Annotated in this window: 20 protein-coding genes; all 20 read left to right on the forward strand. The window is 46.6% G+C overall.

The genetic code is table 11. The annotated features are described in order from the left end of the window. Nucleotides 1-6: 6 nt before the first annotated feature. The 20 genes from L5L94_RS17740 to tldD all read left to right on the forward strand — a co-directional run bounded on the left by L5L94_RS17740 (nucleotide 7) and on the right by tldD (nucleotide 25,249). Nucleotides 7-915: an ExeA family protein gene (locus L5L94_RS17740; protein WP_263164325.1), complete on the forward strand. Its 909-nt coding sequence runs from the start codon at nucleotides 7-9 to the stop codon at nucleotides 913-915. After that, nucleotides 912-2,201: a tetratricopeptide repeat protein gene (locus tag L5L94_RS17745; protein ID WP_263164327.1), complete on the forward strand. Its 1,290-nt coding sequence runs from the start codon at nucleotides 912-914 to the stop codon at nucleotides 2,199-2,201. Before L5L94_RS17740 ends, L5L94_RS17745 begins: the two co-directional genes overlap by 4 nt. Next, a complete protein-coding gene (locus L5L94_RS17750) occupies nucleotides 2,198-3,958 on the forward strand; it encodes a GspE/PulE family protein (protein ID WP_263164328.1) in 1,761 nt (586 codons plus the stop codon). Before L5L94_RS17745 ends, L5L94_RS17750 begins: the two co-directional genes overlap by 4 nt. A 2-nt stretch (nucleotides 3,959-3,960) precedes the next feature. Then, the gene (locus L5L94_RS17755; protein WP_126491075.1) at nucleotides 3,961-5,181 is read left to right on the forward strand and encodes a type II secretion system F family protein; all 1,221 of its coding nucleotides are present in this window, start codon (nucleotides 3,961-3,963) and stop codon (nucleotides 5,179-5,181) included. 50 nt (nucleotides 5,182-5,231) lie between these two features. Next, entirely contained in the window at nucleotides 5,232-5,726 is a 495-nt protein-coding gene (locus L5L94_RS17760) for an MSHA biogenesis protein MshF (protein ID WP_263164331.1), read from the forward strand. Nucleotides 5,727-5,802: 76 nt separating this feature from the next. After that, a complete protein-coding gene (locus L5L94_RS17765; protein ID WP_105251278.1) occupies nucleotides 5,803-6,420 on the forward strand; it encodes a prepilin-type N-terminal cleavage/methylation domain-containing protein in 618 nt (205 codons plus the stop codon). Nucleotides 6,421-6,547: 127 nt separating this feature from the next. Further along, a complete protein-coding gene (locus tag L5L94_RS17770) occupies nucleotides 6,548-7,066 on the forward strand; it encodes a prepilin-type N-terminal cleavage/methylation domain-containing protein (RefSeq protein ID WP_107881443.1) in 519 nt (172 codons plus the stop codon). A 171-nt stretch (nucleotides 7,067-7,237) separates the two neighbouring features. After that, entirely contained in the window at nucleotides 7,238-7,726 is a 489-nt protein-coding gene (locus tag L5L94_RS17775; RefSeq protein ID WP_219250723.1) for a type II secretion system protein, read from the forward strand. Beyond that, nucleotides 7,716-8,246 (forward strand): type II secretion system protein, encoded by a 531-nt coding sequence (locus L5L94_RS17780; protein ID WP_263164333.1) that lies wholly within the window; start codon nucleotides 7,716-7,718, stop codon nucleotides 8,244-8,246. The genes L5L94_RS17775 and L5L94_RS17780 overlap by 11 nt, the downstream gene beginning before the upstream one ends. Then, nucleotides 8,246-9,118, forward strand: a complete 873-nt coding sequence (locus L5L94_RS17785; RefSeq protein ID WP_173247169.1) for a PilW family protein — start codon at nucleotides 8,246-8,248, stop codon at nucleotides 9,116-9,118. The genes L5L94_RS17780 and L5L94_RS17785 overlap by 1 nt, the downstream gene beginning before the upstream one ends. Then, nucleotides 9,108-9,587 (forward strand): MSHA biogenesis protein MshP, encoded by a 480-nt coding sequence (locus L5L94_RS17790; protein ID WP_173247166.1) that lies wholly within the window; start codon nucleotides 9,108-9,110, stop codon nucleotides 9,585-9,587. The genes L5L94_RS17785 and L5L94_RS17790 overlap by 11 nt, the downstream gene beginning before the upstream one ends. Before the next feature lie 28 nt (nucleotides 9,588-9,615). Continuing rightward, on the forward strand, nucleotides 9,616-13,356 hold the full coding sequence (locus L5L94_RS17795; protein ID WP_263164347.1) for a DUF6701 domain-containing protein: 3,741 nt from the start codon (nucleotides 9,616-9,618) through the stop codon (nucleotides 13,354-13,356). A 340-nt stretch (nucleotides 13,357-13,696) separates the two neighbouring features. Beyond that, a complete protein-coding gene (locus L5L94_RS17800) occupies nucleotides 13,697-14,746 on the forward strand; it encodes a rod shape-determining protein (RefSeq protein ID WP_105251284.1) in 1,050 nt (349 codons plus the stop codon). 44 nt (nucleotides 14,747-14,790) lie between these two features. Further along, the gene (gene mreC / locus L5L94_RS17805) at nucleotides 14,791-15,795 is read left to right on the forward strand and encodes a rod shape-determining protein MreC (protein ID WP_263148058.1); all 1,005 of its coding nucleotides are present in this window, start codon (nucleotides 14,791-14,793) and stop codon (nucleotides 15,793-15,795) included. Continuing rightward, nucleotides 15,795-16,283 carry a rod shape-determining protein MreD gene (gene mreD, locus L5L94_RS17810; protein ID WP_105251286.1) on the forward strand — a complete coding sequence of 163 codons (489 nt, stop codon included), beginning with the start codon at nucleotides 15,795-15,797 and terminating at the stop codon, nucleotides 16,281-16,283. The genes mreC and mreD overlap by 1 nt, the downstream gene beginning before the upstream one ends. A 2-nt stretch (nucleotides 16,284-16,285) precedes the next feature. Next, nucleotides 16,286-16,891: a Maf family protein gene (locus L5L94_RS17815; RefSeq protein ID WP_198573065.1), complete on the forward strand. Its 606-nt coding sequence runs from the start codon at nucleotides 16,286-16,288 to the stop codon at nucleotides 16,889-16,891. Nucleotides 16,892-17,109: 218 nt separating this feature from the next. Beyond that, a complete protein-coding gene (rng, locus tag L5L94_RS17820) occupies nucleotides 17,110-18,576 on the forward strand; it encodes a ribonuclease G (protein ID WP_168825804.1) in 1,467 nt (488 codons plus the stop codon). Continuing rightward, nucleotides 18,576-22,913, forward strand: a complete 4,338-nt coding sequence (locus L5L94_RS17825; protein WP_263164336.1) for a YhdP family protein — start codon at nucleotides 18,576-18,578, stop codon at nucleotides 22,911-22,913. The genes rng and L5L94_RS17825 overlap by 1 nt, the downstream gene beginning before the upstream one ends. After that, nucleotides 22,837-23,667, forward strand: a complete 831-nt coding sequence (locus L5L94_RS17830; protein WP_168825669.1) for a carbon-nitrogen hydrolase family protein — start codon at nucleotides 22,837-22,839, stop codon at nucleotides 23,665-23,667. Before L5L94_RS17825 ends, L5L94_RS17830 begins: the two co-directional genes overlap by 77 nt. Nucleotides 23,668-23,800: 133 nt before the next feature. Next, a complete protein-coding gene (gene tldD, locus L5L94_RS17835; RefSeq protein WP_113940074.1) occupies nucleotides 23,801-25,249 on the forward strand; it encodes a metalloprotease TldD in 1,449 nt (482 codons plus the stop codon). Nucleotides 25,250-25,296: the final 47 nt, after the last annotated feature.

A 25,296-nucleotide genomic window follows, 5' to 3' on the forward strand; every position in this document is an offset into this window, starting at 1 on the left:
GCTTCTATGTATCAGAAGCATTTTGGCCTAAGCCAACCTCCATTTTCACTGACACCGAATACCGGATTTTTTTTCGGCCTGTCGCCACACGTGGAAGCCTTGCAAGTGTTGCAAACCGCGCTGCAAACGGGCGAAGGCTTTATCAAGGTGACAGGGGAAGTGGGGACAGGTAAAACGTTGATTTGCCGCAAGCTTATCAACGAATTGCCGAGTCAGTTTCATTGCGCATATTTGCCTAATCCTTATCTCACTCCAGCTGAATTACGCTGGGCGGTAGCGAGTGAGTTGGGCCTTAAATACACCAGCAATATCGACCAGCAGCAACTCACTGGACTTATTCAACAGCAGCTTTTAGCCTTGAGCGCCCACGGGCACGCCATCGTATTGGTACTCGATGAAGCGCAGGCATTGCCTGACGACAGTCTTGAGGCGCTGCGGTTATTCACTAATCTGGAAACCGAGACACGCAAATTATTACAGGTAGTGTTATTTGGGCAACCCGAGCTCGATGACAGGCTTAAACGCCAAGAATTTAGGCAATTAAGACAGCGGATTACTTTTAGCTACAACCTTCGCCCACTAACATGGGATGAAACCGACGCTTATATTCGCCACCGATTAGCTATCGCTGGGCGTGCGGGCGAACCACTCTTTACATCACGGGAAACACGTCAGATAGCTTATGCGTCCCGAGGGATCCCCAGATTGATCAATATTCTTGCCCATAAAGCCTTGTTATTGAGTTTCGGCGAAGGCGCTACTCGTGTGCAAACCTCCCACATTAAAGCCGCAATTCAAGACACCGAAGATGCAAGTGTTCGCCGATTATTATCGTGGAAATGGTTGCCTTTTTTCACTTTGATGACAGTGGCTTTCGGTTTGGGATTACAACACTTTTTCAGGGGTGTTGTATGAGCGTGATCAACAAGATGCTGCAGGATCTCGACAAGCGTCAGCAGGGGCATGAGCTCAGCAACGTGGCTCAGCCACAGGTGCAATATTTAGCTCGCAGGCGGGCTCCGTTTAACGGGCTGCTGCTCTGTGGTGTGTCATTGCTATTCGGTGGCGCTCTGGTTTATGGCTGGCAACTTTTCATGGCAAAGCCTGCTGAAGCGATTATTTCGGCTCAAACAAATGGGCAAAATGAATCTACTCAGACTCAAATCGAGCCTGTGCAGTCTCCAGTAAGCGTCGTTGTCGTCGAAGAACCGCTTAACGTTGCGACTACACAGGAGTTTACGACTAAGAGTGAAGAGCTTGAACCCAGTGCCGACGACGTTGTACTTAATCAGCCGCAAGAATTTGAATCAGAAAACGAGGTTGAACAAGAGTCACAACGGCAACAAGATGAGAGCTCAGCACTCGCAGATGACCTAGTTGATACGTCAAGCGAGCCAAGCCCTTCACAGTCAAATCGTGTGACATCGAGTGTGCGAAGCGCCGAGGTCACTGCTGCCGCACCCTCTGCATTAATGATGTCAGAACGTGCCAGTGTTGCCGCCGATAATGAACTTAACGCGAGCAATGAGCTTAAAGTACAAGAAGTTAAAGCTGATACAGACACTAATCGACTCTCGCCCCAACAGCAAGGGCATATGGCGATTACTGAGGTGAAGTTGACCCCAAAGCAGCTGGCGCAGAAGCGGTTCACATTAGCGAATGAGGCTGAAAGGGATGGCAAACTCAAAGATGCCATTAGTTATTATGAGCAAACATTAGGCTTTGATCCCAGTATGCATGAAGCGCGCAAGCAGTTAGCTGCGCTGCATTATGGGCAAGGTCAATTAGCCAAAGCCAGTGAAGTGTTACAGCAAGGCATGCTGTTATTCCCACAGCAGTTAGACTTTGCCTTATTGCTTGCTCGGGTTCAGCAAGCCTCTGGTCAGGCTGATCTCGCATTAGTGACGTTAGCCAACATACCTGACACGCATCCACTGGCGAGACAAAAGTGGATGGCACAATCGGATTTGGCGCAAAAGTTAGGGCAGTTTTCGTTGTCAGAACAAGCCTATAGACAATTATTACAACAAGAACCTCAACAGGCTAAATGGTGGATGGGGCTGGCCTATGCGCTCGATTCGCAGCAGCAATTTCCCCAAGCACGCCAAGCCTATCGGACTGCATTAGGCCATAGAGGCTTATCGGCGCAGGCGAGTGCCTTTATTGAACAACGTTTGACTCAGCTAGGAGATAGCCAATGAAACCCAGATTAAAAATGCGTTTGGGCGATCTGTTAGTTCAGGAAACCATTATTACTGAAGCGCAGTTGCAACAGGCGTTGGCTGAGCAGCGCAATACGGGCAAAAAACTGGGCCGTACTCTGATTGATTTGCAATCGATTACCGAACATCAGTTACTGCAGTTCTTGTCGCAACAATTGAATGTGCCTTTGCTGGATATCAGTAAAATGCCAATCCCTGCGGAAGTGGTACATCTTATTCCTGAGGTGCAAGCACGACGTTTCCGCGCTTTAGCGGTTGAAGACCGGGGCGATAGCGTATTAGTTGCAATGAGCGACCCCGCGGATTTGCAGGCGCTCGATCACCTCGAAATGCTTATCGCACCTAAGCGTTTGAAGTTAGCGGTAGCGCCCGAGCAGCAACTGCTGCAAGCGTTTGATAACTTATATCGCCGTACAGACCAAATTGCACAGATCGCCGGTAAGCTCGAAGAAGAATACGCCGCCGATGAGATGTTCGATTTAGCCAGCCTCACGTCGGGTGACAGTGACAATGAAACCACAGTGGTTAAGTTGCTGCAGTCGATTTTTGAAGATGCGGTGCAAATGCGCGCCTCGGATATTCATATCGAACCCGGTGATAAAACCTTACGTATTCGCCAGCGTATCGATGGTCAGCTACATGAAACGATTCTGAATGAAGTTAATATTGCTGCCGCTTTAGTATTGCGACTTAAGTTGATGGCGGGGCTCGATATTTCCGAGAAACGTTTGCCGCAGGATGGTCGTTTCCATATGGAAATCAAAGGTCATCATATCGATGTGCGTATGTCGACTATGCCGATTTACCACGGCGAATCTGTGGTGATGCGTTTACTCGATCAATCGGCGGGTTTATTGACCTTAAACGAAACCGGTATGCCGCCTGCTATTTTGGCGCGTATTCGTAAACAGATTAAACGTCCCCACGGCATGCTACTGGTCACAGGTCCAACGGGTAGCGGCAAAACGACCACCTTGTACGGTATTTTGAGCGAGCTCAATACCGCCGACCGTAAGATCATCACGGTCGAAGATCCGGTCGAATATCAATTGCCGCGGATCAACCAAGTACAAGTTAACCATAAGATTGGCTTAAACTTTTCAAATGTATTACGCACCACCTTGCGTCAAGACCCCGATATCATCATGGTGGGGGAAATGCGTGACCAAGAAACCGTGGAGATTGGTCTTAGGGGCGCATTAACGGGTCACTTTGTGCTATCGACCTTGCACACCAACGATGCGGTCACCAGTGCGCTGCGTTTACTCGATATGGGCGCTGCGAGTTATTTAGTTGCTAGTGCCTTAAGGGTGATTATTGCCCAGCGTTTAGTGCGCCGTGTCTGCCATAACTGTGGGGTAGAGTATCAACCGACACCGCAGGAAAAAGCCTGGCTGAGTAGTGTGAGCCGCAAAGATTTTACCCATGCGAATTTTAGAATTGGCACGGGTTGCCAGAGTTGTAATGGCAGTGGTTATCGTGGCCGTATTGGTATTTTTGAGATCCTCGAGCTAGACGAAAAGATGATCGATGCTATGCGTACTGGTAATCCGCAGGATTTTGCCAGAGCCGCGTTGCAGAGCCCTAACTTCACCCCGCTCGCTGAGTCAGCTTTGCAATATCTGAGCGAAGGCATGACGACGATTGAAGAGGTTGCTAAGTTGGTGGAAGACGTGAGTGAATCTCAGATACCTTTGTCGAAGGATATTATCAGCCAACAAGGCGTTGAGGCGTAATTATGCCAATTTATCAATACCGTGGACGCAGTGGTCAAGGTCAATCCGTTACGGGACAATTGGATGCCGCGTCGGAAAGTGCCGCTGCTGACATGCTATTGGCGCGTGGCATTATCCCCCTTGAAGTCAAAGTCGCCAAAGTGGCTAAGTCGTTCTCACTGACTAAGTTATTTGGTGGCAAAGTCGCGTTAGAAGAATTACAGATTTTTACCCGACAAATGTACTCCTTGACCCGTTCTGGCATTCCTATTTTGCGGGCAATAGCAGGCTTATCTGAAACGGCGCATTCCCAGCGAATGAAAGATGCGCTTAATGATATTTCTGAGCAGCTTACCGCAGGGCGCCCCTTGTCATCATCCATGAATCAACATCCCGATGTGTTTGATTCTTTGTTTGTTTCTATGGTGCACGTGGGTGAGAACACGGGTAAGTTAGAAGATGCCTTCATTCAACTTTCAGGTTATATCGAGCGTGAGCAAGAGACGCGGCGACGAATTAAATCGGCCATGCGTTATCCCATGTTTGTATTGATTGCGATTGCGCTCGCTATGGTGATCCTCAATATCATGGTGATCCCTAAGTTTGCCGAGATGTTTTCTCGCTTTGGCGCCGACTTGCCGTGGGCGACAAAAGTGTTGATTGGTACATCAAATCTATTCGTGAATTATTGGGCGCTGATGTTGGTGGCGCTGATTGGCACTATCATTGGCATTCGTTACTGGCACCATACAGAAAAGGGTGAGAAGCAGTGGGATAAGTGGAAGTTACACATTCCCGCCGTAGGGTCGATTATTGAGCGTTCGACGTTAGCCCGTTATTGTCGCAGTTTCTCTATGATGCTCAGTGCGGGCGTACCGATGACGCAGGCCTTAAGTTTAGTGGCCGACGCGGTAGATAATGCCTACATGCACGACAAGATAGTCGGTATGCGCCGTGGCATAGAGTCTGGCGACTCTATGCTGAGGGTATCGAATCAGAGCAAGTTATTTACGCCACTAGTGCTGCAAATGGTGGCTGTGGGCGAAGAAACGGGGCAAATCGATCAATTACTCAATGATGCGGCAGATTTCTATGAGGGCGAAGTAGACTATGATTTAAAGAACCTCACCGCGAAATTGGAGCCAATTTTGATCGGTTTTGTGGCCGTGATTGTCTTAGTGTTGGCCTTGGGGATATATCTGCCAATGTGGGATATGCTCAATGTGGTCAAAGGCGGTAAGTAAGCGATATGGATAATATTTATTTCCTATCTTATACGTGGAACTGAGGTTAAATGCAGACTCAGCAAAAGGCTGAAAGCGATCTATTACGTATCTATGGACGTATGATCGCCATTGGAATTGTATTGGTTATCATGGCGGTGATCGGAGCTAAGTACTTTTTTACGCTACCACAAATAGCTGCTCGTGGATTGGAAGTGGAACACGCCCGTTTTTTAAATGTGCTGGTGATGGTGCGTTCCCAGTGGTTGTCTTTGGGTAAGCCGGCGCAATTGCAGTTGAACTGGGAGGTATTTGATAATCCCTCCCCAGAAACTGAGTCGAGTGTTGTCGATATCAATGATTTAGGATGGCCACAACCTAAGCACTTAAATTATCAAGGCTGCCAAGATTTGTGGCAACAGTTAATGGGCGCTGAAACTGATAATTTAGGTCTAGAGGCGGATTATTTGGCTAAGGATAATAGCTGCCACTATCGGTCTAAAAATGGCGATAGTTTAGGCTATCAACTGAACTCTGGCAGGGTCATTTTTTTGACTGCTCCGTAAAATATTGTTAACTCAATGGCTTTTTAAAATTGATTTAACTGTTAGAATAAAATTTCTGAGGTCTGGGGACATATATATGAAAACTAAGCAAACAGGGTTCTCATTAATCGAACTTGTGATTGTGATTGTGATTTTGGGTTTACTCGCCGCAACGGCGATCCCACGATTCTTAAATGTCACCGATGATGCTGAAGATGCCAGTGTTGACGGTGTTGCGGGTGGTTTATCGACTGCAGTTAGCTTTGTGCGTTCTCAGTGGGAAGTTGATGGGCGTCAAAATAGCAGCGTTATTCTCGACGGTAACACAGTAAATGTCGATACACGTTTTGGCTATCCAACGGGAACTTCAGTAACCAGTGCGACAGCTATGACAAATGCCAGTTGCCAAGAAGTGTTTAACACTGTGTTGCAGAGTGCTCCACGTAACGTATTATTTAACCAAGATGCACGTAATCAACGTTATACCGCTCGTGTTATTAACGCCGCAGGCGGCAGTGCTAACTCAATTACTGGCGCAGTCGTCGCAGGTTTAGATTTATGTGTTTATCACCAAGTGGCTTCACTGGTACTAAATCAAACGAATGGTGTACCCACTCCTGCCCCTGATTTAACAACGGTAGGTGCTAAGGGAATTGTGTATAACCCAGGCACAGGCAGAGTATTAAGCTTCACTCAAACACCATTTGTACCATAGACAGTAATTAATAGTTTTATTTTGTTCATGTTTTAAGTAGCTTAGTTTAAAAGTAATAGAGTCTAAAAGTGACTTAACTTAATTAGTACTCACATGAGTACTCACTTAGAAAGAAAGGTAGTTTTATATGAAAAGACAACAAGGTTTTACCTTAATTGAATTAGTTGTAGTGATCATCATCTTAGGTATTCTTGCTGTCACAGCGGCACCTAAGTTTATTAACCTGCAAGGTGATGCGCGTGTTTCTGCTTTGAATGGTCTAAAAGCCTCAATCCAAGGTGCAAATAGCTTGGTTTATTCTAAAGCGGCCTTGGCTGGAGAAGAGAAAAAAGCTGCAACAGCAACTCCTCCTCCTTCTGTTGATATTGGCACAGGTACTAACGCAGTTACGCAATTTGGCTATCTTCAAGCAACAGAAATTGAGTTGGAGAATGCTATAGAAGTGAGCTTTGATGAAGGAACCAGTGCTACAGATCCAACAGTTGCTACTGACACCGGTGCAGATTGGATTATATTTGAAGGTACGGGTATTGTGACCATGTGGCAAAAAGGTGCTCCAGCAGAATGTCGTTTTACTTATAAACAAGCAGAAAGTGCGACAGTTGCTCCTGTTTTCTCTGCAATTCCTGATGCTTCTGATTGTTAATATGCATTTATTAAAAGGCCTGCCTAGCAGGCCTTTTTTTTAGATAAAATGCGGTTCTTACATGATTTTAAATAAATGAGTCCGCCAAGAGTTTTCCGACATTTATTTGCGTTAATCATATCGTTGGCAGAAACTGAACCTAGTACATGAAATCAGCAATTAACGCGAGTGATGCTTAAATTCTCTATGTCAAAACAGGCCGGATTTACTTTAGTAGAATTAGTAACGACCATCATCTTGATTTCAATTCTTGCTGTGGTTGTACTGCCACGCCTGTTTACTCAGTCTTCCTACAGTGCCTATAGTTTACGTAATGAGTTCATTAGCGAGCTGCGTCAAGTACAGCAAAAAGCGCTCAATAATACCGACAGGTGTTTTCGTGTAACCGTTTCTGGCACTGGCTATCAAGTGAGTCAATTCTCTACCCGAAATGGGGCGGTTTGTTCAGGTACTGCATTATCGCCAAACCCGCTTTATACCCAAGCTTTTCAAGGTGGTGCTCAATTAGTGCTAGTGAGCACTAACAGCAGCAACTTTACCCTTGATTTCGATATCAATGGCCGACTTTTTCCAAGCTGTAATGGTGATTGTATTCGCGTGACCGCAAATGACACTGTGATGATTAATATATCCTCCGAGGGCTATATTTATGCGAAGTAATGCTCTCTCTAAAGGCCATATTCAAGCCCGCCTGTTGGGTTTTACCCTTATCGAATTAGTCATTGGTATGTTAGTGATTGGCATTGCAATAGTGATGCTAACCAGCATGTTATTCCCCCAAGCTGATCGTGCGGCCAGTACCTTACATAGAGTACGCAGTGCTGAGCTTGCACATTCGGTGATGAATGAAATCTGGGGTAAACGTTACGATCAAAACACCAATGCCAATGGTGGCACGCCAGCCTGTGGTAGTCAGCTAGGGAGTAATTGCTCAACGTCATTAGGCCCTGAGTTCGGTGAGAGTCGAAACAACTTTAACGATGTGGATGATTACAACGGCTTAAATGAAACCGCGACTATGCTCAATTCGACCCAAACCTATGCAAATGCTTATCCTAACTATCGCTTAAGCGTCACAGTTGCCTATGGCGCAGTGTCCAATACTAAGCTAGTGACGATTAATGTGACTACGCCCGACAACGAAGTGATTACTTACAATATGGTGAGGAGTAATTACTGATGGCCTCACCTTTATCTACGGTTAATAAAAAATCCACACTAGGTTTTACCTTGGTCGAGATGGTCACTGTTATCTTGATTCTGGGGATTCTCGTGGTCGGGGTAAGTAGTTTTATTATTTTTGGTACGCGGATTTTTGTTGAGTCGAGTTCAGTCGATCAAGTGCTAAGTCAGAGCCGTTTTGCTGTTGAGCGAGTGACCCGTGAGTTGCGTAGTGCCTTGCCTAATAGCCTGCGAGTTAATACCGATTCGCTAACCTATCAATGTATTGAATTTGTGCCTATCGAAGCCAGCACGACTTATCTAACCATGCCAATTGTGCCTGCTGCTGCCGCGAGCACTGGGATAGTTATTCTAGATAATACGGTGAGTGCTATTCGTGTGAATCAATTCGCTTGGATCTATCCCTTGATTGATGCCGATGTGTATAGCAGCGCGAGACAAAAGCGAGCGCAGGTTAAAACGATTGCTACTGCGCCTTCCCCTTTGGAGCATCAAGTGACGCTGACTTTTACTGCGCCAACACGTTTTGCAGAAGCATCACCACGGCAAAGGATCTATTTTGGTTCGAGTCCAGTGAGCTATTGCTTTGAAAAGGGGCCAAGCGGCAATGAATTACAATTATTGCGTTATGCTGGTTATAACTTTAATGCCGTTCAGCCAAATCCTGCCGCTATGCCTGCCACTATGGGCACGGGCGTGCTAATGGCGCAAAGTGTGGCAAATGTTTTAAATAATGGTGCTGATTTACCGCTGATTTTAACGCCATCTAGCCTAGTGAATAATGCTATGGTGCATTTACAACTGCGGTTTAATGTAAATGGTGAGACGTTCCAATATCGACATCAAGTGCAGGTGATCAATGTCCCTTAATTCACATTGTCGCTCGGTAGGGCGTAACTCAGCATCCAGATCATCACTATCAAGATCGTCCTCTCACGCTCTGCCTGCGCGTCAACACGGCAGTGCATTGATTATTGGCGTATTTGTGATCACTGTGATGTTTCTACTGGCGTCAGCTCTGATCAATATAGTGGAAGACGGGGATACTGGATTAACCCAAGAAGTGTGGGGCACGCGAGCCTTCGCCGCTGCGAACAGTGGCGCCGATGCCGCATTGGCAACATTATTCCCATTAAATGGTTCAGTTGGCATTTGCCCTGCAACGAGCACTTGGAATCCTCCTAATGTAACAGGTTTCCATGCCTGCACTGTGACCTTGACGTGCAAAGCCTATGCGGTAGGTACCACCACCCAATATCGAATCAACAGTAAAGCGGTATGTGAAAGCGGCGAGACCCGTGTTAGCCGACAAGTTGAGGTAGAAGCCCGTGGGAACTAAGTTATCAAAAATGGTATTTAACAAAATAATGGCCAAATTCCCATTAATCCTTTTACTCCTAATCACGGCATTTACATCCCATTTGGCAAAAGCAGATTGGACTAAAACCTTTATAGAAGGTGTAAACAATTACGATAGAAACGGTTCAATTACCTTCAACAGTTCTTATTTATACAATGCCCCTAATAATGCAGGTCGTTGGTATAGTGACTTGCCAACTTATAACTATTTTCAAGGAGGAAACAGCTTTGACAATTTGTGTGTAACATCTAACAACTCTTATCGTTGGTGTCGTTCTGGAGACTATATTGCAACTTTACCTTCTAATCGTGTTGATTTTTCTCAGTGCACTTCTTCAAGCCCTGACAATGTTGGGCCCCCCACGTGGGATAATACGCGAATTAATGTAACTGAAGGTGAGTATAATAATATTGTTCTTGATGGAGGTTCAGATAAAACAATTCGGTTCGTTAGCAATAATGGCGTGTATAAGATGAAGTCGCTTACTGCTACTTCGGGCCGTATTGAGCTGGCTGCTGGACAATATTGGATTGAGAATTTATCTATTAATGACGGTGTAACTCTGGTATTCCCATCAACTGGTACCGTGTCATTTTTTATTAAAAATAACTATAGGCATTACAACTTAAACACAGTTGGGCAACCAGAAAAATTTCTCATTTATAGCTACTCAAATTTCACTCTCAATGGAGGGGCATATCTTAAATCCTATGTTGTTGCTGAAGGGAATGCGGTGCTAGAGGGGAGTTCATCTTTGGAAGGAGCTATTACTGCTAGAAATATTAGTTTAGGTGGCAATAGTAGTATTAAATTTGACGATAATGCAGCAAAGATTGATGTTGTTCCAAATTGTAATCCTGCACCTGTTTTACAATGCTTTAACGATAATTTCTCCCAAAGCACTTTGAGTAATGACTGGGTTGTTTCTAAAAGTAGTGGAGGATTTACCCCTTCTATCCAAGGCGGTCGATTACGCTTAACCGAAGCTAAATCTGACCAATCTACGGCATCTACCTATCAAAGACTCTTTCCTGGAAAAGCTAACTTAGTGGAGATCCAGTTTGATCACTATGCCTATGGTGGCAATGGTGCCGACGGCATTGCGGTAGTGTTATCGGATGCTTCTATAACGCCGCAGCCTGGCGCCTTTGGCGGTCCATTGGGTTACGGTTATAAACCTGGTATTAATGGGTTCGCGGGTGGTTGGCTTGGGTTTGGTATTGATGAGTTCGGTAACTTCTCCGGTGAAGGCGGTAGTTCTAATGTCGGCCAGCGACGCCAGTCCGTTGCGGTTCGCGGTTCGGGTGTCGGCACGTCAGGATATAATTATTTACGCGGCGCTTGTAGTAATGGCACTACTAATACGAACGGTAGTTGCTTATCGCCTGCGGTAGACGGCAATAATGTGTCGCCTGCGCACAGGTATAAAATCACAATTGATTCGCAAGCCGCGAATCAATCTATTGTGAAAATTGAGCGTAATACAGGTTCGGGTTTTGTGACTTTAGTTCCCGCATTTAACGCCGCAGCACAAAATGGTCAGGCGGCCATTCCAAGTGATTTTTTATTGTCTTTAACGGGCTCAACGGGGGGCTCAAATAACAACCACGAAATCGATAACGTGCAAATTTGTGCTTTAAAATCAAATCCTATTGGTGCTCAGATCGATCATTTTGAGTTTGATCATACGGGTCAAGGTCTGACCTGTAATGCTGAGACGGTAACGATTAGAGCCTGTGCCAATGCCAATTGTAGTCAACTCTTTACTGCACCTCTTAGCGCAACCTTATTACCTGATTCTGCGGCAGATGGCGTATGGGTTGGCGGTAATCAAGTGAGCTTTAGCGGTGGCACGGCGCAACTGCAACTGAGGCGAAATACTCCTGGTGTAGTGACTTTAGGCGTGAAGGGCTCTAATCCCACCACTAAACCATTAAGCAAAACCCTTTGCCGTATTGGTAATGGTGGTTTGAGTGAAAACAATTGTTCACTCACCTTTGCCGACAGTGGTTTTGTATTCGATGTACCCGATAAGCGTGCGAATCGCCCCGAGCAAGTGTTAGTCAAAGCGGTGAAAAAATCCGATGTGACGAAGCAGTGTGTCCCAAGCTTCCAAAGCCAGACCAAAACGCTGAATTTCTGGAGCAGTTACCAAACGCCAAGCGCGCCTATCTCGCCTAAAGCCGTCACCATCAACAATATGGTAATTGGCACCTCGAGTGCCTCGCCTACGGCGGTGAACCTGCTGTTTGATACCAACGGACAAGCAAGCATTTCAGTCAATTACCCTGATGCAGGTAAATTACAACTAGATGCAAAATATACAGGGACAGGTGATGAACAGGGCTTAGTCATGGCAGGTTCAGACCAATTTGTCAGCGTACCAGCGGGATTGTGTGTTAAGTCTGTAGATGCCAATGCTAGCTGCTCAAACGCGAATATGACGTGTAATGTTTATCGTAAAGCGGGTCAAACCTTTGGCATGACAGTACAAGCGATGGCATGGGAAAAAGATGGCGATCCGGACTTTTGTTCGGGCAACTTACCCACGCCTAACTTTAGTGATGCGCAGATGAAGCTTGCCAGTAAAGTCGTTGCGCCAAGCATTGCCAACGGCGGACTTGATGGGGCGTTAGGCGTGGCATCCTACAGCCACTCGGCGCAGGCCAATAATCTCAATACCATCAGCAATCAGACCATCAGCGAAGTTGGAGTATTCCAAATTGCAGCGCAGGCTAGCCCAAATTATTTAGGGACGGCAAGCAGCTTAAATATTCCAATTGGATATTCAGCTAATATTGGCCGTTTTGTGCCCGATAGATTTTTAATCAGTAACGTATCGGTCATACCTGCCTGTGGCGGCTTTAGCTATATGGATCAGCTGTTCCCTATGTCGATGGAGCTCAGTGCTTTAAATATCGCGGGGGATATAACGAAAAACTATTTCCCGCCATTTTCCCTTGCCACGGCAAAACTGGTGGGAGAAAACAACAATAATGGTGTTGATTTACAGAGTCGCTTAAGTGCCTTACCTATAAAGGCTGATAGTTGGAATCAAGGTGTGGCGACGGTCGATGCTTCTTACCAAGCTAACTTTAGTCGGGTGACCCCAAATGTGGCGACGAATCTGTATCAGGATGGCCCCTTTGAGCTGCTCGATATTGGCGTGCAATTGATGGATAACGATCCTCGGCCGAATGGGCTTTACAGCTATGTGGCCTCACCAGACATGGATGCGGCATCAACAGGTACTTGCACTAACTGTAATGCTAAGAAAATCAGCACTCAAACCCTTCGTCATGGCCGTGTAGTGATGGATAACACCTATGGTCCTGAGACGGAAATACTGCGTATGCCGACACGGGCCGAATTTTGGAATGGCAGCTGGGCCTTAAATACTGCCGATAACTGCACAACGGCAGTGTATGCTTTGGGTTCGCAGGTTGATCATTCCGCTCTTGGTTACAATTTTGATCCCGACTTAGTGGCGGGACAAAGTGTTGTGCGTTCTGGCGGGACTGCAACATTCCAAGCTGGCCAATTTGAGTTACTCTGGCAAGCCGTTACAACAAGTGGGTTGCCATACCGCGGCCAAGTGACGGCGCCCTTGGATGTGCCGACATGGCTAGAATGGTACTGGAATTGGAATGGCGTATCGCCAACAGCGGTCACTGAACCGCGGGCAAGTGCGTATTTTGGTCGTTATCGAGGGCATGACAAAATAATCTATTGGCGTGAGGTAAACTAATCTGAGTTATTTCTCTCATTAAATTGAACTCAGGCTTTCCCTTGAAATGGGCTGCCATTTCACTTATTGGAAGTCGACGAAAACGCTTATAACAGATTCTAAATGCAATGCCTTAGTTTGATATTTGTTGCTGAATTGTGTGTTCACTCGTTTTTTGTTGCTGATATTATCGTCAATAAACAGTATTTTCCGCTTAAATACTGTTTTTTACGTGGCGATTTGAAAAAAAATCACCTCATTAGCGATTGTTAACCTCATCGGTCTTGTGGAATCAGGGTGGCATTGATAAAGTTAGCTGATTTTTCTTTTCTTCTGACTCCACAGAATACAGGCTAGTTACATGTTTAAGAAGCTACGCGGCATTTTTTCTAATGATCTATCGATCGATTTGGGTACAGCTAACACATTAATTTATGTTCGTGGCGAAGGCATAGTCCTCAATGAGCCTTCTGTTGTTGCTATACGTGGTGAGCGTAGTGGCTCCGGTCAGAAATCTGTTGCCGCGGTCGGCACAGAAGCTAAACAAATGCTAGGCAGAACGCCTGGCAATATCCAAGCTATCCGCCCAATGAAGGACGGTGTTATTGCAGATTTTTATGTGACGGAGAAAATGTTGCAGCACTTTATTAAACAAGTGCACAACAATAGCTTTTTTCGTCCAAGTCCACGCGTGCTTGTGTGTGTGCCCGTTGGTGCCACTCAAGTAGAACGCCGTGCTATTCGTGAATCAGCCATGGGCGCTGGTGCTCGCGAAGTGTATTTAATTGAAGAGCCAATGGCAGCTGCGATTGGTGCGGGTTTACCCGTATCTGAAGCGACCGGCTCTATGGTGGTGGATATCGGTGGTGGTACCACTGAAGTCGCGATTATTTCACTTAATGGTGTAGTGTATTCGTCTTCGGTACGTATCGGCGGTGATAAGTTTGATGATGCGATCATCAACTATGTCCGCCGTAATTACGGGAGTTTGATTGGTGAAGCTACGGCTGAGCGTATCAAGCACACTATCGGCACTGCTTATCCTGGCGATGAAGTGCTAGAGATCGAAGTCCGCGGCCGTAATTTGGCAGAAGGTGTACCTCGTAGCTTTACACTGAACAGCAATGAAATTTTAGAAGCCTTACAAGAGCCATTATCTGGCATCGTAAGTGCTGTGATGGTGGCGTTAGAACAATCTCCACCAGAATTAGCTTCAGATATTTCTGAGCGCGGTATGGTGTTAACTGGCGGCGGCGCTTTATTGCGTGATTTAGACCGTTTATTAATGCAAGAAACCGGAATTCCTGTAATGGTGGCGGACGATCCATTGACCTGCGTAGCACGTGGCGGTGGTAAAGCCCTCGAAATGATTGATATGCACGGCGGCGATCTGTTCTCCGAAGAAACCTAATTTAACTTCGGTATGGGGCGGTTAATCACCGCCTTAGCTTTCCTATGAAGCCAATTTTTGTTCGTGGTATTTCAAACCAATTCCGTCTGACACTGGCAATTATTTTGTCGGTGGCTTTGCTCGTGGCTAATCATCGCCTCGATCCTGTACGGCAATCGTTATCCTCTTTTTTTAGTCCATTGCAGTATTTAGCGAGCGTGCCCGGTGTTGCGCTTGACTGGTCGTCTGAAAGTTTTGCCACCCGCAATATGTTAGCGTTGCAGAATAAAGAGCTGCTCAGGCAGCAATTGCTGATGAGTGAACGCTTACAGCGTTTCGAACACTTACGCCAAGAAAATGAACGTTTACGCGCACTGTTGGGCTCACCAGCCTACCTTGATTCGCGCAAAATGGTGGCTGAAGTATTGGAGGTTGCTAGCGATCCTTTCCATCACTATGCGGTGTTAAACCATGGTTCACGCAGTGGTGTATTTGTTGGGCAGCCTGTGGTCGACGCCCAAGGGGTTGTTGGCCAAGTGGTACAAGTCAGTGAAATGACCAGCAGGGTGTTATTGCTCTCAGATGTATCACACGGATTACCTGTGCGTATCACCCGTAATGATGTGCGCCTTGTTGCCAATGGTACGGGTGAGCTAGATGAAATAGAACTGCGCCATGTGGCCAAGAGTACTGACATTCGTGTCGGCGATTTGCTGGTCACCTCAGGTTTAGGGAATCGTTTCCCGGAAGGTTATCCGGTCGCGCGGGTAATGGAAGTGTTGACTGAGGATGGTCAAAGTTACGCTCGAGTCACCGCCCAGCCTTTAGCGGCGTTAGATCGTATTCGTTATTTATTGTTGATTTGGCCATCTCCCGATTCTGGTGTGACTTTACCGAGTCAGCCTACCGTGCCTGCTGCGGATCATTCATCGAGCGATAATGTATCAAAAGCAGATAGCGCTGTTCCTGCTGGCGGAAGTGTCACGCCAGCAGAAGCTTCTAAACCTGTGACCGCGCCTGCGACCAAACCGTCAACGGAAACCACTCCTCCTGTGGCTGAGGTGCATTAATGAGTTTTCAGGCCGCCAATGGGCGCTTTATTGTTTGGGTGACATTATTTATCGGCGTGATCAGCCAGATCATGCCTTTGCCAAGTGCTGTTGATGCTTGGCGTCCAGACTGGCTATTAATGATTGTTCTCTATTGGTCTATCGCATTACCCCACAGATACAATATCTTAACCGCATGGGTTTTAGGCCTAGTATTAGATATTTTATTGGGAGCCACCTTAGGTGTGCGCTCTTTAGCCATGTCTTTGGTTATTTATATTGCTATCTTGCATTGCCAGCGTTTGCGAAACTTCCCTCAATGGCAGCAGTCGTTAGTGATCATGCTACTGATTTGTATTTATCACTTAGTGATTTATTGGGTGGAATTTGTGATGCAAGAGGCTGTTTTCAAAACAGATCTATTTTTACCTGCGATTTCAGGATTAGTGATCTGGCCTTGGATATTTTGGATTTTACGTCGGGTTCGACGTCATTATAAGGTTCGTTAACTGTGGATTTAGTTTTAGCTTCAACTTCGCCACGTCGCAAAGAATTATTGGCACAGATTGGATTCGGTCGTCCTGAGTTTAGTTTCACGCAAGTGGCACCTGATATTGATGAAACTGTGCAACAGGGCGAAGCGCCAAGGGATTATGTACGACGTTTAGCCGCTGAAAAAGCCCAAGCTGGACTGGCATTATGCGCAGATATGTCACAGCCTGCTGTATTAGGTTCTGATACTATCGTAGTGCTTGAAAATCAAATATTAGGTAAACCGCTGGATGTGGCCGATGCTAAGCAAACGCTCAGTGAACTGTCTGGCCGAACGCATACTGTGATGACGGCTGTGGCACTGACCTACAAAGCAGGCGAGTCTGACTCAACCTTAAAAACCTCAGTGCGCTTAGTTGAAACACAAGTGCGTTTTTGCGCTTTATCGACAGCTGACATTGAGGCTTATGTGGCTTCAAAAGAGCCCATGGATAAGGCGGGCAGTTATGGCATTCAAGGGCTCGGCGGTTGCTTTGTGGCTGCAATTGAAGGCAGTTATTCTGGCGTTGTAGGTTTACCTCTGGTTGAAACGCGTGAGTTGTTAGCCGAAGTTGGCTTTATTTAACTGCTGCTGGTTGCTTATATTGCGATTTTGGCTTGAGGTTAGAATGAACCTTATTGGCGTTTAGGGCTCTGAATCGAGTACTCCAATGACGTTGACCTTGTTCCTTTATTCGGTTTTCATGCTTAGAGAGTTTGTAACTTCGATTAATTAATCTAGTTTCCCGAATGGGGTGAGTCGTGAATACCAGTCGCTTAAATCCAAATAAAATACAGCGCAAGATGGGTTCAGAATTACTGATCAACGTAACTCCATCTGAGGCGCGCGTTGCTTTAGTTGAGCATGGTGTGCTGCAAGAAGTCCATATTGAACGCCGTATGAAACGGGGTTTAGTGGGTAATATTTACAAAGGTAAAATCAGCCGTGTGTTACCCGGTATGCAAGCCGCCTTTGTCGATATTGGCTTAGATAAAGCGGCTTTTTTACATGCGTCCGACATAGTGCCACACACTGAGTGTGTCGCCGATGTTGAGAAAGGTCATTTCGTTGTTCGTGATATCGCCGAGTTAGTCCGTCAAGGGCAAGACATTATGGTGCAAGTGGTTAAAGATCCGCTGGGCACTAAGGGCGCACGCCTAACGACCGATATCACGCTGCCTTCCCGTTATTTAGTCTTTATGCCAGGTTCTAGCCATGTTGGTGTTTCCCAGCGTATTGAACTAGAAGAAGAACGCAGTCGCCTCAAACAAATTACTTTGCCCTATGTTGATGATGACGGTGGTTTTATTATCCGCACCGCCGCCGAAGGCGTAGGGGAAGATGAGTTATCCCAAGATGCGGCATTTTTACGCCGAGTTTGGTCAAAGGTGAGTGAGCGACGTAAACGCAGTGGTGTGTCGCTCCTGTATCAAGATTTAGCCTTACCTGTGCGCATTGTGCGTGATTTTGTCGGTACTGAGCTGGACCGTATTCAAGTGGATTCTCGCCGCACTTTTGCTGAGTTGCAGTCTTTTGCGCAGGAGTTTATGCCAGAGATTGCCGATAAGATTGAGCACTATTCAGGACCTGCGCCTATTTTTGATCTCTACGATGTGGAGAATGAAATTCAACGTGCACTCGGCCGTAAAGTCGAGCTCAAGTCTGGTGGCTATTTGATCATAGATCAAACCGAAGCCATGACGACTGTGGATATCAATACCGGCGCCTTTGTGGGGCACAGGAATCTTGAAGAAACCATTTTTAATACCAACCTCGAAGCGACCCAAGCGATAGCGAGGCAGTTACGTCTGCGTAATCTCGGCGGCATCATTATTATCGATTTTATCGACATGATGACGGCGGATCATAAGGCTCGTGTTCTTAGCAGCTTAACCAGCGCTTTATCTAAGGATAGGGTGAAAACCAATGTGAGTGGTTTTTCGGGGTTAGGTCTAGTCGAAATGACCCGTAAGCGTACCCGCGAAAGTTTAGAGCATGTCGTCTGCGGCGAATGTCCGGCCTGCCATGGCACGGGGAGCATGAAGACAGTCGAGACGGTTTCCTATGAGGTCTTTCGCGAAATAATCCGTTTAAACCGTGCCTACGATGCTGATGAGTTCCTGTTGTATTGTTCGCCTGCCGTGTATCAAAGTCTGCATACCGATGATAATCATCTTATTGCTGAACTTGAGGTTTACATAGGTAAGCGCATCCGTTTGCAAAATGAGCCTATGTACTCACAGCACAAATACGATGTGGTGATGATGTAGTGGCTACGCTTTTTACTGCAAAAAAATTTAGCCGTTTTTGTTGGCAATTTCTGGCGCTTATTTTGGTCTTGTTTGCGCTTGCCGTCAGTTTGATCCGTGGCTTATTGCCGCAGGTTGATGAAGTTCGCCAGCAACTGGTTAATTACGTAAAAAGCGAATATAAAGTCGATGTGCAAGTGGGGGAGTTATCCGCCCATTGGCAGGCATTTGGCCCTGCAATTAACATCGATGACTTAGTGATCCCGCCACAGGAACAACTGCCTGTGACCTTGATGATCAAGAACGTACAAGTGAAGTTAGATTTTTGGCAATCGCTGCTCACGCTCACCCCACGAATCGAAGATGTCAATTTTGAGGGTGTCCATGTTGCTTTAGACATGGATAAACTTACTGAAAACGATCCCGCCACAATCAATAAAGCCCCGCAACTCGATTGGCTCTATGCCCTGTTGCTCAAACAACTCGATAGATTCTCCTTAACCAATGCCACAGTGCAATTGCTGAGCATGCACCAAGAGTTTCGCCCGATCCATATCCGCCATTTGAACTGGCGCAATCAGGGTGAACGTCACCGCGGTGCGGGAGAGTTGTATCTTGATAGTCATGCCTCTGAGCATGAGTCTCTCGGATTACAGTTAGATATCAAGGGCGATGGTGCAAATCCCGACAGTTTGACTGGGCAGATTTATTTGGCGGCTAACTCTTTAGACTTAGGTGAATGGGCTTCACGTCAGCCTAATCCCTATGATTCTACTCAAAAGTTACCCTTAGAAGGGGTTGTCAATCTTAAGGCTTGGCTTACGTTTGCCGACCGTAGCATCAGTTCTGCTATGGTTCATTTTGAGCCGAGCTGGCTGCAATGGACATTAAAGCAAGAGCCGCAGAGATTTGAAATTCAAGCGGGCGATATTGTTTGGCAGCCAAAGGCGACAGGTTGGGAAGTGCAAAGTTCAGGACTGGATTTTGTCACCAATGGTGAGCATTGGCCGGCGTTAACGCTGGCCGCAAAGCGTCAAAACGATGAATTATTTGCCTATGTGAATCAAGTTAATACTCAGAGTCTATTGCCGCTGCTGCCGCTATTTCCTGAAGTCGATAGAGCCGTATTACGTCAATGGCATGCGTTAGCTCCCGAGGCGAATATTGGACCAATCCGCCTGTATCAAAAAGCCGACCAGCCTTTGCTCGCCAGTACCGAAGTGAAGCAGTTGCATTGGCAGAAGGTCGAGGGTATTCCCAATACTCATCCAATAGATGTGAGCCTGCGCTGGCAAGATAAGACGTTGTATTTCTCTCTACCTGAACAAGTGTACACCCTCGATTTTGGTGATGAATTTTCGGCGCCATTAGTATTCAATGGTGCGTCAATTGATGGTCAATTCGATACTGAACATCTGAGTTTAAATGTGCCTCAGTTGCAGTTTGAAAACGAAGATATCGGCGTTGATGCGGCATTGAATTTGGACTTTAGCGGTGCTGCACACATGGCGCTGGCGGCCAATGTTCGTATCAACAATGTGGCTAATGCCGACAAGTATTTCCCCAATAAGGCGATGGGTGAATCACTGGCAGAGTATTTGGATACTGGGCTTAAAGCGGGTCAGACCCAAGATGCGCAAGTTGTTTGGCGTGGTTCGTTAAGTGGTTTTCCCTTCGATGATAATAGCGGCGTGTTTCAGGCAGCATTTACCTTAACAGATGCCAAATTTCAGTTTCAACCCGACTGGCCAGCGGTCACAGATCTGTCCCTTAACGCTTTGTTTGAAAATACCCGCATGGATCTTTGGTTAAACCAAGGCAAGCTGATGAATGTGGATGCCACAGGTGCCCATGTATTTATTCCCGCCATTGGTGAACAGACGCTGCTAAGGATTGAAGCCGAACTTGCTACTCAAGGCAGTGCGGCGACTAAGGTGTTACAAGCCTCACCTTTGGCGAACTCAGTAGGTAAAACCTTAGATGTCGTGCAAGTGCAAGGTGCTGTCACTGGCACTTTAGACATCAGCATTCCACTGTATGAAGGTGAAGCCGAAGATATTCGTGGTCAAATCCGTTTTGATAATACGCCTGTATATATTGCTCAGCCAGGGCTTCAACTTCATGGCGTGACTGGTGTAGTCGACTTTGCGAATGAAGTTGTGACAGGAAAAGGCATCAAAGCGCGCTTGTTCGAACAACCGCTCAGTTTAACTTTCGACACTCAGCCTAAAGGTAAAGATTTTGGCCTTAATCTTTCGCTGAAAAGTCGTTGGGATCTCAGCCGTCTCCCCGATGAATTACACAATCCCTTGAGCGATTTTTATCAGGGAAAAATCAGTTGGGACGGTGCTATGACTATGCTATTTACTGAGCAAGGTTATCAAATCCAAGCCAAAGTGACTTCGGATATGCTGGGGACGCAACTGTTGCTCCCAGGATACTTTGCTAAACCCGAAAATGAACCACGACCTTTAGTCGCTGAGTTTGTTGGCGATCAAGATGATGCGACGCTCGATGTCAAACTTGCCAGTCATGCCGAGTTTATCGGTGGTTTTGATGCCGATAAAGGTGCAAATTTTAGTTATTTTGACTTGTTATTGGGGCGTTTATTTGATGAGGATGAAGCCAGAAATACGGAACAAGGTCATATTCAAATCGATCTCGGTAAGGCCAAATTAGCCGAATGGTTACCTGTGATTAATGCCTTTGTTGGTCAAGAGAAAATACCGAAAACGGGCATTTTAGTTGATGATATTCCACATAAAAGTTTATTTCCCGCGGTGGCGAGTATCGATTCTCATATCGGTCGGCTCGATCTTTTAGGGCAAGAACTGACGGAGCTTAGGCTTAATGCTAAGCCTAACGAGACGGGATGGCGTTTTAATACCGTTGCCAACGAATTTGACGGTTGGATCGATTTCTATCCAAATTGGAAAACTCAAGGTCTCAAAGTTGTGGCGAATAAATTTTATTTTTCACCTAAGGTAAAGTCGAACACGGATGCCGATTTTGCCAGTGATCAAGTGCTCACTAACTTGCCGCCAGTTGCAGTGAATGTGGAAGATTTTCGTTTCTTCGATAAATCCTTTGGAAAGCTCGTTTTGCAGGCGAGCCCACAAGCGGCAGGATATAAGATTCAAACATTGTCTTTAACTACGCCCAATGTCAATTTGCAGGGCAGTGGCATTTGGCAGCAACAGGCTGGACAGAATAAAACTGATCTCAGTGTTGAGTTAAATGCCACTCAGTTTAGTTATCTATCTGCTCAATTGGGTATAGAGCCTGGCGTTAATGAAGCCCCCTTGAAGGTGAATGCGGACTTATCTTGGCAAGGTGCTCCCTATGCCTTCTCCCTCGAAACCTTAAATGGCAAGGTGAAATTCAACTTAGGCAAAGGCCACTTATCTCAGGTGAGTGACAAGGGCGCGCGGATTTTCTCCCTGTTCAGTTTAGATTCTCTGGTGCGTAAACTGTCGCTGGATTTCACCGATGTCTTCGGTCAGGGCATGTATTTCAACTCTTTCAATGGCAATTTGCAGATTGATAATGGCGTGGTGAAAACCACTGACACTGAAATGGATGCCATCGCGGGTAATATGAAGGTGCGTGGCTATACGGATCTCACCACTGAAAGTTTGAATTACGATATCCGCTTTGTGCCGCAGTTGGCCTCAAGTGTGCCGACTGTCGTATTGCTCAGTACCAGCGCTTGGACACTGGGTCTGGGGGCCTTTGCCCTAACAAAAGTGCTTGAGCCTGTGATTGAAGTGATTTCAGAAATTCGTTTTCGGGTGACAGGGACTATGGCAGAGCCTGTGGTCGAAGAGTTAGAGCGTAAGAGTAAAGAGATTGAAATTCCAGAATCTATTTTACCTGTGGTTGGCGTTGAGCGCCCAGCGGTGCCGACTGAAGCCGCGAGTCATAACGCCGATATCACTCAGCCGGTAGAAACTAAATCGACCGAGGCTCAATTAACAGAAGCTAAGCCAACTGAAACTAAGTTAACTGAAGCTCAGTCAACTGAAGTTAAACCAAGCAACGCTAAATCTGAGCCACAGCTTCAAGCAACACAACCAGAAGCGCTCGAGCCACAAGACGTTAAGCCTGAAGAGGCCAGATCTGAAGAATCAAAGTCAGAAGAGCTAAAGCCAGCAACAGATCAAATTAAAGCGCCCGATTTAAAGCGGGAGCAACCTCAAGTAGTACCTACGCCAGAAGTGCCAGCCATACCAGAGCATCGCGAAGCAGTAGAACCGATTAAGCAAATTCAGGGAGAGCAGAATGCACATCAGCCTGTTGCAATGTCAGAGCAGTCGCGACGTCAGCGCCAATCTGCAGTTTATCGAATCGCAGCTTAACGAACTCAAACGGGATGCCGATGCGCCCCATTTAGTCGTGTTACCCGAATGCAGCTTACTGTTTGGTGGCCATGAAAGTCAGCAACTTGCCTATGCGGGCGATGTTCATCAGAGTCCGCTCAAATCGGCGTTAAGTGCACTGGCCGCCAAGTATCGGGTGTTTATGGTCGCGGGGACTATTCCGGCGTTGGCTGAGGATGGTCGCGTCTATAGCCGCAGTTATCTGTTTGATGATAAAGGTGATACTTTAGGGCATTACGATAAACTGCACCTTTTTGATGTGGATGTTGCCGATGGTACAAAACAATATCGCGAGAGCGAAACCTTCTGCCCCGGTGATCACATTAGCGTTATCGATACACCTTTTGGCAAAATTGGCTTAACCATCTGTTATGATTTACGCTTTCCCGACTTGTTTAGGGCGATGCGCCTTGCGGGTGCCGAGATTATTACTGTCCCTTCTGCCTTCACTAAGGTGACGGGGGAAGCCCATTGGCAGGTATTGTTACAGGCAAGAGCGATTGAAACCCAATGCGTTATTCTTGCTGCAGCTCAGTGGGGACAGCATAACGAAGGCAGTCGAGAAACTTGGGGGCAGAGCATGATAGTCGGTCCTTGGGGGAATATTTTGGCTGAACTTAAAACTGGTACGGGTTGGGTACAGGCTGAGGTCGACTTAACCGAACTGCACAGTATTCGCAGTAAAATGCCCGTCATGCAGCATAATCGTTTCCTTGAACCAAGCTTGAAATAATGTGCCAGTAGCCAGCAGACGAGTTGAAATGCTGAATTTGCACTTGAGTCGATACGCAGCATTAACACATAGAATTAGTACACCGAATTTACACTCAGAATATCAAGATCCCTTGGGGTCAAAGAGAGCATAGATGCCATTTTTAGCACAAGTAGAGCAAAGTTTATTGAAGAATGGGTTAGCGTTAGATGGCCTGCAAACCTATCTAAACACCATACATCAGCACAAAATCGATTATTCCGATCTCTATTTTCAAGGTAGTCGCCACGAATCTTGGGTGCTGGAAGACGGCATCATCAAAGACGGTAGTTTCCATATTGAACGCGGTGTGGGCGTGCGGGCCATCAGCGGTGAGAAAACGGGTTTTGCCTATGCCGACGACATCACTCCTGCCGCCTTAAGCGCTGCAGTACAGGCTGCCCGTGGCATTGCTAGTGCGGGTGAGCAGACTCAGGTACAAGCCTTTAAACGTCAAAAAGCATTGGCGTTATACGACAGCTTAGATCCGATTGCGGCGATGGAAGAAGTCAAAAAAATCAACCTGCTGAAAGAAGCCGATGCTTTTATTCGCAGTCTAGATAGCCGGATTATTCAAGTGGTGGTTAGCCTTGCTGGTGTGCACGAAGAAATCCTCGTTGCTGCGAGTGATGGCACTCTGGCGGCCGATATCCGTCCTCTGGTGCGTTTTAACTGTAGCGTGATTTTGGAAGAAAACGGTAAACGTGAACGTGGTGGCGCCGGTGGTGGTGGTCGTCATGACTACGGTGTTTTAATGGCAAGCGATGACACAGGTTTACCTATGTGTTTCGCCTTTGCCCGCGAAGCCGTGCGTCAAGCGCAAGTTAACCTTAACGCCATCGATGCACCAGCGGGTGAAATGCCTGTGGTGTTAGGTAATGGCTGGCCCGGTGTATTGCTCCACGAAGCGGTTGGACATGGTTTGGAAGGTGACTTTAACCGTAAGGGCAGCAGTGCCTTTAGCGGCAAGGTTGGTCAGCAAGTTGCGTCTAAGTTAGTGACTGTGGTCGACGATGGCACCTTGCCCAATCGTCGTGGTTCACTGAGTATCGACGATGAAGGTGTACAAACCCAAAGAACGGTATTGATTGAAGACGGTATTTTAAAGGGTTATATCCAAGACAAACTCAATGCTCGCTTAATGGGTGTTGCGCCAACGGGTAATGGTCGCCGCGAATCCTACGCGCATTTGCCTATGCCACGTATGACCAATACTTATATGACGGCCGGTGAGTCAGATCCCAGTGAGATTATCAAATCGGTGAAGAAAGGCATTTATGCCCCTAATTTTGGTGGTGGCCAAGTCGATATTACTTCGGGTAAGTTTGTGTTCTCAGCATCTGAAGCTTATTTGATTGAAAATGGTGAAGTTACTCAAGCCATTAAGGGGGCCACTTTAATCGGTAATGGCCCTGAGGCTATGAGCCAGATTTCTATGGTCGGTAACGATATGGCTTTAGATCAAGGTGTGGGCGTTTGCGGTAAAGACGGTCAAAGTGTGCCTGTGGGTGTGGGTCAACCGACCCTAAAACTCGATAAGCTCACAGTGGGCGGAACAGCATAAAACCTAGAACCTTACGTCTATGGGTTCTAGTCGCTACCCACCATGAA

The organism is Shewanella sp. SM21, assembly GCF_025654335.1.
GTDB lineage: Bacteria > Pseudomonadota > Gammaproteobacteria > Enterobacterales > Shewanellaceae > Shewanella > Shewanella oncorhynchi.

Bases quoted from the DNA above. Each gene is read 5' to 3' on its own strand.
- L5L94_RS17755 (WP_126491075.1), top strand. From the start codon at position 3,961: ATGCCAATTTATCAATACCGTGGACGCAGTGGTCAAGGTCAATCCGTT.
- mreC (WP_263148058.1), top strand. From the start codon at position 14,791: ATGAAGCCAATTTTTGTTCGTGGTATTTCAAACCAATTCCGTCTGACA.
- L5L94_RS17765 (WP_105251278.1), top strand. From the start codon at position 5,803: ATGAAAACTAAGCAAACAGGGTTCTCATTAATCGAACTTGTGATTGTG.
- L5L94_RS17760 (WP_263164331.1), top strand. From the start codon at position 5,232: ATGCAGACTCAGCAAAAGGCTGAAAGCGATCTATTACGTATCTATGGA.
- mreD (WP_105251286.1), top strand. From the start codon at position 15,795: ATGAGTTTTCAGGCCGCCAATGGGCGCTTTATTGTTTGGGTGACATTA.
- L5L94_RS17780 (WP_263164333.1), top strand. From the start codon at position 7,716: ATGCGAAGTAATGCTCTCTCTAAAGGCCATATTCAAGCCCGCCTGTTG.
- L5L94_RS17785 (WP_173247169.1), top strand. From the start codon at position 8,246: ATGGCCTCACCTTTATCTACGGTTAATAAAAAATCCACACTAGGTTTT.
- L5L94_RS17800 (WP_105251284.1), top strand. From the start codon at position 13,697: ATGTTTAAGAAGCTACGCGGCATTTTTTCTAATGATCTATCGATCGAT.
- L5L94_RS17740 (WP_263164325.1), top strand. From the start codon at position 7: ATGTATCAGAAGCATTTTGGCCTAAGCCAACCTCCATTTTCACTGACA.
- L5L94_RS17830 (WP_168825669.1), top strand. From the start codon at position 22,837: ATGCACATCAGCCTGTTGCAATGTCAGAGCAGTCGCGACGTCAGCGCC.
- L5L94_RS17775 (WP_219250723.1), top strand. From the start codon at position 7,238: ATGCTTAAATTCTCTATGTCAAAACAGGCCGGATTTACTTTAGTAGAA.
- L5L94_RS17770 (WP_107881443.1), top strand. From the start codon at position 6,548: ATGAAAAGACAACAAGGTTTTACCTTAATTGAATTAGTTGTAGTGATC.
- L5L94_RS17745 (WP_263164327.1), top strand. From the start codon at position 912: ATGAGCGTGATCAACAAGATGCTGCAGGATCTCGACAAGCGTCAGCAG.
- tldD (WP_113940074.1), top strand. From the start codon at position 23,801: ATGCCATTTTTAGCACAAGTAGAGCAAAGTTTATTGAAGAATGGGTTA.
- L5L94_RS17795 (WP_263164347.1), top strand. From the start codon at position 9,616: ATGGCCAAATTCCCATTAATCCTTTTACTCCTAATCACGGCATTTACA.
- L5L94_RS17790 (WP_173247166.1), top strand. From the start codon at position 9,108: ATGTCCCTTAATTCACATTGTCGCTCGGTAGGGCGTAACTCAGCATCC.
- rng (WP_168825804.1), top strand. From the start codon at position 17,110: ATGGGTTCAGAATTACTGATCAACGTAACTCCATCTGAGGCGCGCGTT.
- L5L94_RS17750 (WP_263164328.1), top strand. From the start codon at position 2,198: ATGAAACCCAGATTAAAAATGCGTTTGGGCGATCTGTTAGTTCAGGAA.